8 protein-coding genes are annotated in these 12,303 nt (G+C 74.2%); 4 read left to right on the forward strand and 4 right to left on the reverse strand.

The window, feature by feature from the left end:
• Window positions 1–120: 120 nt before the first annotated feature.
• The gene (gene ilvA, locus GGG17_RS10385; RefSeq protein ID WP_230082898.1) at window positions 121–1,407 is read right to left on the reverse strand and encodes a threonine ammonia-lyase IlvA; all 1,287 of its coding nucleotides are present in this window, start codon (window positions 1,405–1,407) and stop codon (window positions 121–123) included.
• 281 nt (window positions 1,408–1,688) lie between these two features.
• Window positions 1,689–2,879 carry a zinc-dependent alcohol dehydrogenase gene (locus GGG17_RS10390; RefSeq protein WP_311966597.1) on the reverse strand — a complete coding sequence of 397 codons (1,191 nt, stop codon included), beginning with the start codon at window positions 2,877–2,879 and terminating at the stop codon, window positions 1,689–1,691.
• 254 nt (window positions 2,880–3,133) lie between these two features.
• Between GGG17_RS10390 and GGG17_RS10395 the strand changes: the two genes are divergently transcribed.
• Window positions 3,134–5,308, forward strand: coding sequence for a catalase (locus tag GGG17_RS10395; protein WP_230082899.1), 2,175 nt, complete (start codon window positions 3,134–3,136; stop codon window positions 5,306–5,308).
• 64 nt (window positions 5,309–5,372) lie between these two features.
• On the opposite strand, the gene GGG17_RS17190 is transcribed toward GGG17_RS10395, so the two are convergent.
• Together GGG17_RS17190 and GGG17_RS10405 are read right to left on the reverse strand one after the other, a co-directional pair.
• Complete coding sequence (locus GGG17_RS17190) at window positions 5,373–7,751, reverse strand: glycosyltransferase (RefSeq protein ID WP_154593669.1); 2,379 nt, start codon at window positions 7,749–7,751, stop codon at window positions 5,373–5,375.
• Between the two features lie 4 nt (window positions 7,752–7,755).
• On the reverse strand, window positions 7,756–8,697 hold the full coding sequence (locus tag GGG17_RS10405; RefSeq protein WP_154593670.1) for a WcbI family polysaccharide biosynthesis putative acetyltransferase: 942 nt from the start codon (window positions 8,695–8,697) through the stop codon (window positions 7,756–7,758).
• A gap of 89 nt (window positions 8,698–8,786) precedes the next feature.
• Here GGG17_RS10405 and GGG17_RS10410 point away from each other — a divergent pair, with 89 nt between their 5' ends.
• From GGG17_RS10410 to GGG17_RS10420, 3 genes are read left to right on the forward strand one after another with little or no spacing between them, the layout of a single operon-like run.
• Window positions 8,787–10,106 (forward strand): glycosyltransferase, encoded by a 1,320-nt coding sequence (locus GGG17_RS10410; RefSeq protein ID WP_154593671.1) that lies wholly within the window; start codon window positions 8,787–8,789, stop codon window positions 10,104–10,106.
• Window positions 10,103–11,248: a glycosyltransferase family 4 protein gene (locus GGG17_RS10415; protein WP_288798790.1), complete on the forward strand. Its 1,146-nt coding sequence runs from the start codon at window positions 10,103–10,105 to the stop codon at window positions 11,246–11,248. Before GGG17_RS10410 ends, GGG17_RS10415 begins: the two co-directional genes overlap by 4 nt.
• Entirely contained in the window at window positions 11,245–12,297 is a 1,053-nt protein-coding gene (locus GGG17_RS10420) for a hypothetical protein (RefSeq protein ID WP_154593672.1), read from the forward strand. The genes GGG17_RS10415 and GGG17_RS10420 overlap by 4 nt, the downstream gene beginning before the upstream one ends.
• The last annotated feature ends 6 nt before the right edge of the window (window positions 12,298–12,303 follow it).

Here is a 12,303-nt window from a genome sequence, read left to right on the forward strand (position 1 = left end):
TCGTCTGGTGAGTGCAAACGAGCCCCGCAGCGGATCGACCGACAGATCCTGTTAAAGACCCTCAGTCAGTCAGACGCTGAGTCAGGACGACCGCTGCGGGGCTCACTCACATCATCACTGTCAGACGAGGAAGCGGTAGAAGGGGCTGTCGGGGTCGACGCGCTCCACCCGGATCGGGCTCTCCTCCAGGCGTTGCAGCAGCCCGCCGAGGTCCGACGGCCGTCCGAGCTCGATGCCCACCAGCGCAGGACCGATCTCGCGGTTGGAGCGCTTGACGTACTCGAACAGCGCGATGTCGTCGTCGGGCCCGAGCACCTCGTCGAGGAAGCGCCGCAGGGCGCCCGGCTCCTGCGGGAAGTTCACCAGGAAGTAGTGCTTGCGGCCCTCGTACACGAGGGAGCGCTCCACGATCTCGCTGTAGCGCGAGACGTCGTTGTTGCCGCCCGACAGGATCACGACCACCGAGGAGCCCGCCTCGACCTGGACGATCTCCTCGCGGTCACCGCCACCCAGCGCCGCCGCCGCGAGAGCCCCGGCGGGCTCGGCGATGATCCCGTCGATCTGGTAGAGGTCGAGCATCTCGGTGCAGATCTTGCCCTCGGGGACCTGCACGAGCTCGGCCAGTCCGGCCGCGACGGCGTCCCGGGCGATCGGGTAGGTGACGTCGCCGGCACGCCGCACCGCCGCCCCGTCGACGAAGGAGTCGATGGCCGGCAGGGCGACCGGCTCGCCGGCCGACAGGGCCGCGGCCAGGCAGGCCGCGCCCGCGGGCTCGGCGCCGACGACGCGGGTCGACGGCGCATGCTCGGCCATCCAGGTCAGGCACCCCGCGAGCATGCCGCCGCCCCCCACCGGGACGACCAGCAGGTCGGGGACGCGCCCCAGCTGGGCGGCGATCTCGGGCACGACGGTGCCCTGCCCGACGAGGGTCCGCGGGTCGTCGAACGCCGGCACCAGCGTCGCCCCGGTGACCGTGGCCTCGACGGCCGCGGCGCCCGCCGCCTCGTCGTAGGTGTCCCCCGTCACCACCAGCTCCACCGCGTCGCCGCCGAGGGCGAGCATGCGGTCGCGCTTCTGCCGGGGCGTGGTGCTGGGGACGAAGATCCTGGCCCGGATGCCGAGCCGGCGGCACGCGAAGGCGACGCCCTGCCCGTGGTTGCCTGCGCTGGCGCAGATGACCCCGGCGGCCCGTTGTCCGGCGTCCAGCTGCGCGATCAGGTTGTAGGCCCCGCGCAGCTTGTAGGACCGGACGGGCTGCAGGTCCTCGCGCTTGAGCCAGACCTGGGCACCGGTGCGCTCGCTCAGGCGCTCGTTGCGCTGCAGGCCTGTGGTCCGGACGACGCCCGCGAGCCGTGCGGCCGCTGCCTCGACGGCGGCGGCGGAGACGACGGGCAGCGCGGTGGTCATGGGCTCACCATGGCGCGCGCCTCTCATCAGGCGGACCACCATCCCGTATGCCGGAACCTCCGCCTCCCCCACGCCGTCACGCTTGGATAACGCCTCGCGCGGGCAGGTAGGCCACCTGGGGGAATGAGCGAGAAATCCCCTAGCATCGGGCAACCTCTGCGACCGACGCTGCGTCTGCAAGGTGTGTGAGCGGACGAGGGGGAGGCTCACACGCACCGCGAGGCGGTGCTGACCGACTTGGGGGTCGTCAGCACCGCCTCGATGTGCGTCCGGGTCAGCCCTCAGGCGCCGGGCTTGAGGACCACCTTGATGCAGCCGTCCTGCTTCTTCTGGAAGGTCTCGTAGGCGCCGGGCGCCTCGTCCAGCGACAGTCGGTGGGTCGCGAGCGTCTCGGTGCCGAACACGTCCCCGTCCTGACGGACGAGCTCGAGCAGCTCGTCGGTCCACCGGCGGACGTTGCACTGGCCCATCCGGATCGTGAGGTTCTTGTCGAACATCGTCAACATCGGCATGGGGTCGGCCGCCCCGCCATACACCCCGACGACCGAGACCGTGCCGCCTCGCCGCACCGCCTCGAAACTGCCGTGCAGCGCCGCGAGCTGGTCGAAGCCCACCGTCTCGATCATCGGCTTGGCCAGCGCCTTGGGCAGCCGCGGCACGACGTCGAAGGCGGTCTTGCCGGCCGGGGAGCCGTGCGCCTCCATGCCGACGGCCTCGATGACCGAGTCGGCGCCCCGGCCGCCGGTCATCTCGCGGATGGCCTCGGCAGGGTCGTCCACCTCGCGCATGTCGACGGTCTCGACGCCGAAGCCGCGCGCCATCGCCAGCCGCTCGTCCACCCGGTCGACGCCGATCACGCGGCCGGCGCCGAGCTGCAGGGCGCTGCGGGTGGCGAGCTGGCCGACCGGGCCGAGGCCGTAGACCGCGACGGTCGAGCCCGGCTCGACGTCGGCGTACTTCGCGGCCTGCCACGCCGTGGGAAGGATGTCGGACAGGTAGAGATAGCGCTCGTCGCTGCCCTCCTCGGGCACGACGACCGGGCCGTACTGGGCCTGCGGGACCCGGACGTACTCCGCCTGGCCGCCGGGGACGGCGCCATACATGCTCGTGAAGCCGAACAGCGCCGCTCCCTTGTCCTGGTCCTTGACCTGGGTGGTCTCGCACTGGGACTGCTTGCCGATCGAGCACATGAAGCAGTGGCCGCAGGAGATGTTGAACGGCACGACGACCCGGTCGCCCACCCTGAGCGACCCAGCCTGGGAGCCGACCTCCTCGACGATCCCCATGAACTCGTGCCCGAGCACGTCACCGCGCTGGAGGAAGGGCGCCAGCACGCGGTAGAGGTGAAGGTCCGAGCCGCAGATGGCGGTGGACGTGACGCGGACGATGGCGTCGGTGGGCTGCTCGATCCGGGGGTCGGGCACCTCCTCGACCGCGACCTTCTCGACGCCCTGCCAGGTCAATGCCTTCACGATGGTGGTCCTTCCGCTCACGGGCCGAGCGACGGTGTGCCGAGGCCCTCCCCGGTGACGTACCCGCGGCGGATCGGCTGCAAACCCTGGGGACCGTTGTCACCGGGCGACCCGCCGCAGACAGCCCTGCGGGGATAGCCCCGCCCCCGACGGGTACGAGAGGACACAGCCGGACGCCAAGACGCGTGCACTCCCGGCCAGGCATGTCACACCACGTCGCCCCGTCCCCCGGAGGCGACCGTCAAGGAGGACCGATGTCGCACGACGCTTCTTACACGCCGCCCCTGGAGGAGCCCACGGACCCCCGCGGCCCGCTGCCCCCCACGCCCGACACGCGCGCCCCCGAGATGCGGACGGCCACCGGCGCCGAGGCCGGCAAGGACCCCAACGCCCGCGCCCAGCAGGGCGACTACCTGACCACCGCCGTGGGTCGGCGGGTCCCCGACACGGACCACTCGCTGCGCGCGGGCGACCGGGGCCCGACGCTCCTGCAGGACCACCACCTGCGGGAGAAGATCACGCACTTCGACCACGAGCGCATCCCGGAGCGGGTGGTCCACGCCCGCGGGACCGGCGCGCACGGCACCTTCACGGCCTACGGCTCCGCCGAGAGCATCACCCGCGCGGCCTTCCTCAAGAAGGGCGTCGAGACGCCGGTCTTCCTGCGCTTCTCCACGGTCCTCGGCTCGCGGGGCTCTGCGGACACCCCGCGCGACACCCGCGGCTTCGCCGTGAAGTTCTACACCTCCGAGGGCAACTTCGACCTCGTCGGCAACAACATCCCCGTCTTCTTCATCCAGGACGGCATCAAGTTCCCCGACGTCGTCCACGCGGCCAAGCCCGAGCCGGACCGTGAGATCCCGCAGGCCGCGAGCGCCCACGACACCTTCTGGGACTTCGTGTCGCTGCACACCGAGGCCCAGCACCACACGCTGTGGAACATGTCCGACCGGGGGCTGCCGCTGTCCCTGCGCACGATGGAGGGCTTCGGCGTCCACACCTTCCGCGTCATCGACGAGGCGGGCGCGACCAAGCTGGTCAAGTGGCACTGGAAGCCCAAGGCCGGCGTCCACTCCACCCTCTGGGAGGAGGCGCAGCTCATCATGGGCGGCGACCCCGACTTCCAGCGCCGCGACCTGTACGGCGCCATCGAGGGCGGTCACCTCCCGCAGTGGGAGCTGGGCGTCCAGGTCTTCGACGACACCGAGGACCAGATGTTCTCCGGCATCGACCTGCTCGACCCCACCAAGCTGGTCCCCGAGGAGCTCGCCCCCGTGCAGCCGGTCGGCCTGCTGACCCTGGACGCCAACCCGACGAACTTCTTCGCCGAGGTCGAGCAGGTCATGTTCAACCCCGGCCACCTGGTGCCGGGCATCGACGTCGTCAACGACGCCCTCCTGCAGGCCCGCCTGTTCTCCTACGTGGACACGCAGATCACGCGCCTCGGCGGCCCGAACTTCCAGCAGCTGCCGATCAACCGCCCGCACGTCGACGTCAACGACAACCAGCGGGACGGATTCCACCAGCACGCCGTCCACGCGGGCGTCGCGCCCTACCGCCCCAACTCCCTCGGCGCGGGCAATCCCTTCCCCGCGCCCGCCGAGCAGGGCGGCTTCGTGGACCACCCCGCCGTCGTCGCGGCCTCGCAGACGGTCCGGGCGGTCCCGGCGTCGTTCGCGGACCACTACTCCCAGGCCCGGATGTTCTACCGCTCGATGACGCCGGTCGAGAAGGACCACATCGTCTCTGCCTACACCTTCGAGCTCGGCAAGTGCACGGTGCCGGTCGTCCGGGAGCGCCAGCTGCAGTGCCTGGCCAACATCGACGCCGACCTGTGCGCCGCGGTCGCCTTGGGCCTCGGCCTGCCGGCGCCCAAGGCCACGGAGAAGGTCGCCGACGTGGAGCCCAGCCCCGCCCTGTCCCAGGTCGGCAAGCCGTTCCCCGTCGACGGGCGCAAGGTCGCGATCGTGTGCGACGAGCGGAGCGACGACGCCACGGTCACGGCCCTGGTCAAGGCCGTGGAGAAGGCCTCGATGGTGCCCTTCGTCGTCGGCCCGCACGGCGGCCAGGTCGGGTCGGTCGAGGTCGACAAGACCTTTGCCACCGCCCGGTCGGTGGAGTTCGACGCCATCGTCCTGGCCGGGCAGATCGCCCCGGCGCCGGACGCCGTGCCGTCGTACGACGCCCGCAACGGCGACCAGGCCGCCCTGGGCACCCAGACCGACCCGCGCATCGCGCTGATGCTCGGCGAGGCCTTCCGCCACTGCAAGGCGATCGGCGCGGTCTCCGCCGAGGCGATCACCTCGGCGGGTCTGCCCGCCGACGCCAAGGGGGTCGTGGTGGCCGACGGCGCCGCGATCATCGACCAGGTGGCCGAGCTCCTGACGCTGCACCGCGTCTGGGACCGCTACCCCACCGTGGCGAGGTGACGGCGGCTCGACCGTCCGGCGGTCGCGACTGACGCAGGATGCACGTCCCGTGGGGCGGCCGGGCTCAGGCCCAGCCGCCCCACGCGGCTTCCAGGGGCGGTGGGTCGGTGACCGGCCGTATGCCGACCGCGGCCGACGACACCGCGGGGATGCCGTCATCGCCGCCGGCGCCCGTCTGCGAGCGGGGACGCGCGCGGTGACGGGCGAGGTCCCGGGTGCGGCGGACGACGACGAGCTCGGTGCGGACCGGCCCGCGGTCGACGAGCTCGGTGAGGCTCCCGGCCAGCAGCACGGGAGCGGCCACGTCGACCTGCTCGCGGCAGCGGCGCAGGACCTCCCCCGAGGGATCGCCCAGGTGGACGCGCGGGTCGCCGAGCAGGTCCTGCACGAGCGCGGCGTCGACGTCCCCCAGCCAGACCCCCGCGTCGGCGCCGTCCAGCAGCCCGGCGACGCAGCCGGCCACGGCGCCGGGACCGGAGTCCCCCACGTGCAGGCGCACCACGACGCGAGGGTACGGCCAGACCAGACGCGGGTCGCGCGCGAGCGGGTCGGTGAGGACGCGGGCGAGGCGCAGCGTCTCGAGGTCCTTGACGCGACGGTGGTCCTCGTCGTCGCGGCCCGCGAAGTCGACGCCGTCGTGCCAGGCCACGGCCTCGGGGACATGCCGCAGGGCGGCCCCCGCGAGCCAGCAGCGGTGCGCCAGGTCCCAGTCCTCGCCGCCGTAGCCCACGAAACCCGGGTCGAATCCCCCTGCCGCGTCGTACAGCTCGCGCGGCAGGGCCATGACCGCGCTGATCACGAAGCGGTAGGACCGGTCGTCCGCGTCGCGCAGGTCGTCCGTCGCGGCGTAGGCCTCGCGGAGCCACCCCGGCTCAGGCAGCACCCTGGGGCCGGCGCCGGGATGATCGGCGCCGGGATGATCGGCGGCGTCGGCCCCGTCTGCGACATCGGACAGCCAGGCGAGGACCTCGGGCGCCGGCACGCCGGACAGGTCGGCGTGCCGGCGACGCCCGACCGCCAGCGTCCCGCACGGCCCCTCCCCTGTCGTCACCGCCCCCACGAGCCGGGCCAGGTAGTCCGGCGTCGGCAGCGTGTCCCCGTCCAGGAAGGCCAGGACGCGTCCGGTCGAGGCGGTCGCCCCGAGGTGCCGGGCCGCGGAGGCCCGGAACCCGGCGTCGGGCTGACGCAGGAGGCGCACGGCATACGGCTGCTCCCGGAGCACCGGTGGCTGCGGCGAGCCGTCGTCGGCCACGATCACCTCGAAGGAGCCGGGCGGCAGGGTCTGCCGGGCCAGGGCGTCGAGCAGCAGGTCGAGCCCGCGCTGGTCGTCGTGGTAGGGGATGACCAAGCTCGTCTCGGGGCGCGTCGACCAGTCGGCGAGCGTGGCGGCATACGCCTGGGCGGCGTCGTCGCGGCCGGGGCCGAGAACGACCTCGGGTCCCAGCCAGGTGACCGCCGGGTCCTCGAGCGCCTGCCCCACGGCGGCGTCGAGGTCGTCGTAGACGAGCAGGGCCCCGGGGCAGCGCACCTCGAGCTCCTCGACGTACCGCGACCGTGGCACGAGAGGGCGCCGGCCGGCCGCCAGCCACGTGTTGATCGACCCTGAGGCGGACAGGTGCCGGTGCGGCGCGACGGGGACCGCCACCGCCCGCAACGCGTCGAGCAGGTCCTGGTCGGGCACGAATCCCGTGACCCGGCAAGGGCGCCCGAGCTCGGCTGCCCTCGCCTCCAGCGACTCGACCAGGTCCTCGTGGCCGGGCGACGGGCGTCCGAGGCAGACGAGCCCGACGTCGGCGGGCTGGGCGGCCAGCGCCTCGAGCGCCTCCTGGTGGCCCTTGCCCGGATAGAGGAAGCCGAGGATCCCGACCTCGCGGCCCGTGGCGGGCGTGGCGGGCGTGTCGGGCGTGTCGGAGGGAGCCGGCGCGGCCGGTGGGTCGACGGGGAGCGGTATGACGGCCCGCGGGCGCGCCGTCACGAGACCAGGACGCCCCGCGAGGCGCAGGGCGTCGTCGAGCAGCGCCGCCTCGTGGTGGCTGCTCACGACCACGCCCCGCGACGCAGCGACGATCTCGGCGTAGGCCCGGGCGCGCCGCTCGTGGGCCCCCGCCCCGTCCGAGGGCTGCGGCAGGTCGTGCAGGGTCACGGTCAGCGGCCACCGGCGGGCGAGGGGCGCCAGACGGGCGGCGGCCTCGGGCGCGGACCGGCCGAGGAGGCGGTCGGTGACGTGCACGTGGACGGGGGTGCCGGGCTCGTGCCCCTCGGCGACGAGGGCGGACGCCAGGTCTGCGGTGACGCCGTCCAGGAGGCGCACGACCGGCTGCTCGCGCAGGGCGGGGGTGTCGTGCAGCTCGAGCGCGCAGCGGGTCACCCCGTGCTCGGGCGGCCCGAGGACCAGGTGGACGGGCTGCGCGGGGGCGCGAGGCACCGCGGCCGGTCGGCTCACCGGCTCACCGGAGGCCCAGCAGCCGGGCGGTGCCGGCGTGGCGCTCCAGGGTGAGCCGGACGATGTCGGGGTGCTCGGCCAGCCAGGCCAGCTGGGTCTCGCGGACCTCGTCGTCGGGCACCTGCTCCCCGCGACGCACCCAGTGGGTTCGCGCCTCGGCGTCGAGTCCGAGGGCGTCGACCACCCGCGCGTCGAGCGGGGCGAACAGCTCGGACAGGAGGGTCCGACCGGGGTCCTCGGCGTCGGCGTCGAGGCCCAGGTGGGCCTGCACCCGGCGAACCAGGGCGACGAGCACGGTGTTGCCGGGGTGGTTGACGACGTGGCAGGCGTCGGCGCCCGCCCCCGCCAGGACGTCGGAGACCCGCAAGGTGCCCGCGGCGTCCTCGCGTCGGCGCAGCTCCTCGACGGAAGCGCGCGCGATCTCACGGATGCCGTCTGCGTCCAGGCGGTCGGGCGGTCGGGTGCCGTCGGCGGCCTCGAGCACGGTCCGCAGGTCGTGGTAGGGCACGGCCGGCGGGTCGCCGCTCTCGGGGGTGCGCACCAGCACCTGCCAGGGATAGAGCCCGGCGTAGAAGCAGACGGGGACCCGCACGACCCGGGCCCCGGGCGCCAGCGCCTGCGCGACCTGGGCGGTGCCGAGCGGCATACCGCGGTAGTCGTCCTTGATCGGCTGCCCGACGAGGACGTCGGTGCGCGCCAGCAGCAGACCGAGGTGGGCGACGTCGTCCTCGGTCATCTCGAAGACCGGTGGGACGCGCACGGACCGCACGCTGCGGGACGGCGCGGCGTCGAGCAGGACGCGCACCGCCTCGGCCTGGCAGTTGCCGAGGACGACGACCAGCGGGCCGTCCCCCTCGGGCAGGGGATCGATCCCGTAGAACTGCCCGTAGTGGCGTACCCGGCCGTCGCCTTCGTCCACCCGGGGACGAATGGAAGCGCTGTTCATGGGGTAACCGTACGCACGTCAGCCGAAGCGTGGAGCCTTGAGACCGTAGGTCCCGACCGCGTGATCCGACGAAGGCCGAGGTGTGTCCTGTGATCCGTGTCGCGAGCGTCCCCAGCGCACACCCGTATGTCGACCGCCTGCTGCCCCCCGCCGTCGGCGCGATCGGCGAGGTGGGCGCGACCGAGGCGCGGGCGGTGCGCCTACAGGACCCCCCGCCCCCCGGTCGGAGGGCCGGTGACGGGGTGTGGTGGCCCCCGATGGTGCTCGACCCCGTATGGCTCGTCGCGCACGCCGACGAGGTTGACGTGGTGCACGTGCACTTCGGCTTCGAGTCCTACAGCTGCGCGCAGCTGACGCTGTGGGCCCAGGAGCTGCGGCGGGTCGGCATACCGCTGGTCGTGACCGTGCACGACCTGGCCAACCCGCACCTGACCGACCAGCAGGCCCACCTCGACGCGCTCGGCGTGCTCGTGCCCGCGGCGGACGAGGTCATCACGCTCACGCCAGGCGTGGCCGCCGTCATCCGTGAGCGTTGGGGTCGGGAGGCGATCGTCCTGCCGCACCCCCAGATCGCGGACGACTCCTGGGTCCACCGCTCCGACACCGCCCGCCGCAACCGCCACCGGGGGCTGCGGGTGGGCGTCCCCCTCGGAGCCGTACGAGCCAACGTCGACCCCACCTCCTGGCTGGCGCCGCTGGCCGCCGCCGTGGGGGAGCTCGGGGGCTCCCTGGCCGTCACCGTCAACGACGAGGTGCTGGGCAGCGACGACCCCCGGCGGCTGGACGTCCTCGCGGCCGTCGAGACGCTGGCCTCGGCCACCCCGTGCGTCGAGCTGCGGATCCGCCCCCGGCTCGACGACGACGCGCTGGCCGCCTGGATCGCCGCGACGGACGTGGTCGTCCTCCCCTACGCCCACGGCACGCACTCCGGCTGGCTGGAGCTGTGCTGGGACCTCGGTGCCTCGTGCCTGTCGCCGGCGGTGGGGCACTACGCGGAGCAGCACGACGACGTGGGCTTCCACGCCGAGTTCCACGACCCCGGCACCGTCGGGACGGCCTTGCGGGGCCTCGTCGAGGACCGGACGCACGCCGGGGGCGAGCCGTGGCGGGTGCCCTGGGGCGACGCCACGCAGAGGCTGGCCCGTCGGGCCTGGTCCGACGACCGCGCCAGGCAGCAGCACGAGGAGGTCTACGACCGCGTCTGCCGTCCGGGGCGGGCCGCAGACGCCGCCGCCGACCAGCTCCCCGATCAGCGCCCCGGCCGGCGCGAGCACGTCGAGCACCGTGTCGGCAGGCTCGGCGAGACGGTCGGCGAGGGGGTGCGGTCGCCCGCCGCCGCACTCAGGGTTCTCGCCGGATCCACTCGCGTGCCCGTCGGGGCCACCCGCGTCGTCGTGGGTGGCTGGTGAAGCCCCGCCTGCGCGTCGTCGTCATCGCCCCGCACCGCCACCGCATCCGCGAGCCGTTCGCGGGCGGGCTCGAGGCGCACGTGTGGCACCTGGTGCGACGGCTGCGAGACCTGGGGCACGAGGTCGTCCTCGCGGCGGCGGAGGGGTCGGACGGCGTCGAGCCGGGGCTGGCCTTTCCCCGGCGGCCGTGGCGGGCCTCCCCGGCCGCCGCGGGCGACGTGTCCATGCCGGCGCCGGAGTTCATGGCCGAGCACCACGCCTACCTTCGCGTCATGCTCGCCCTGGCCGAAGGGAGGTACGGCCACGTCGACGTCGTGCACAACCACTCGCTGCACCACCTGCCGGTGGCCATGGCCAGCGCCCTGCCCGCGCCCATGCTGACGACGCTGCACACCCCGCCGACGCCCTGGCTCGAGTCCGCCGTCATGCTCGCCGACCCCCAGGACGGCAGCACGTTCGCCGCCGTCAGCGGCTACACCGCGGACGCGTGGTCGGTGCTGCCCCAGCGACCCACCGTCGTGCACAACGGCGTCGACCTCGACGAGTGGCCGCTCGGGGAGGGGGGTGACTGGCTGGTGTGGTTGGGGCGGCTCGTCCCCGAGAAGTGCCCGCACCTGGCGATCGACGCGGCCCGCCTGGCCGGCATGCGCCTGCGGGTGGCCGGCCCCCTCAGCGACCGCGAGTACTTCGCACGCGAGATCGCGCCCCGCCTCGGCCCCGACGTGCAGTACGTCGGGCACCTGGCCCACAACGACCTCGCCACCCTCGTGGGGTCGAGCGCAGCCGCGCTGGTGACGCCGTGCTGGGACGAGCCCTTCGGGCTCGTGGTGGCCGAGTCGCTGGCGTGCGGCACGCCCGTCGCGGCCTTTCGTCGAGGCGGCATCCCCGAGGTCGTGGCCGGCCCCGAGTGCGGTGCCCTCGTGGAGCCCCAGGACGTGGAGGCCCTCGCCGCGGCGCTGCCGCGGGTGGTGACGCTGGACCGCGCCGTCGTGCGCGAGCACGCTCGCTCCGCCCTGTCCGTGGAGCGCATGGTGAGGGAGTACCTCGACCTGTATCGCGAGTTGGCGCGCGGTGACGCTCCCGGCCCGCGCGGGCGCAACGCGCCCCGTGAGGTGGTCCGTCGCCTGCAGGTGGGCGCATGATCGGCTGGTACGTCCACCACCAGGGACGCGGTCACCTGCACCGGGCGCGGTCGATCACCGCCCACCTGGACGACGAGGTCACCGTGCTCTCCACCCTGCCGCGCGAGGACTGGGCCGCCGACTGGGTCGAGCTCCCGCGCGACGACGTCGAGGGCGCCATCGACGCGAGCCCCGGGGGCCGGCTGCACTACGCCCCCGTCGGCAACCGCGGCCACACCGACCGCCTCGCGACCATCGCCGCATGGGTGCGCCGCGCGCGCCCCCGCCTGGTGGTCGTGGACGTGTCGGTCGAGGTCACCGTGCTCGTGCGGACGCTCGGGATCCCCGTGGTCGTGATGGCCATGCCCGGCGACCGCGACGACGCCCCGCACGAGCTGGGGCACGACCTGGCGCAGGGGATCGTCGCGCCGTGGCCCGGTGAGCTCTACCAACCCGCCTACCTGCGTCGACGGGCCCACAAGGTCACGTATGCCGGGGGCATCTCCCGGCACGCGGGCCGCCCGCTCCCCGCCCCCGACGACGACTCGCCCGTCGCTCCCTCCGGCCCGCCCGGCGCCGGAGCGCGAAAGGTGCTCCTGCTCGGCGGTGCCGGCGGCAGCCGCCTGTCCCCCGCCGACCTGGACGCGGCCCGCGCGGCCACCCCCGGCTGGGAGTGGACCGTCGCGGGGCCCCTTGGGCGGTGGTATGCCGACGTCCTGCCCCTGGTCACGTCCACGGACGTCGCCGTCATCGCCGCCGGGCAGAACTCCGTGGCCGACGTCGCCGCGGCGGGCCGCCGGGCCGTCGTGATCGCCGAGGACCGACCATTCGACGAGCAGCGCGCCACCGCGGGCGTGCTCCGGCAGCACGGGCTCGCCGTCGTCCGCGAGGCGTGGCCGAGCGACTGGGCCGGCGTGCTGGACGAGGCGATGGCGCTCGACCCCGCCTGGGAGCGGTGGCGCACCGACGGCGCCGCCGCACGAGCCGCCCGCGCCGTCGAGGCGGCGGCCGAGGGTGTCACGGGGGCCGAGAGGGCCGAGGGGGCCACCCGCACGGTGGACGCGCCATGAGGGTGG

Source organism: Arsenicicoccus cauae, assembly GCF_009707125.1.
Classification (GTDB): domain Bacteria; phylum Actinomycetota; class Actinomycetes; order Actinomycetales; family Dermatophilaceae; genus Arsenicicoccus; species Arsenicicoccus cauae.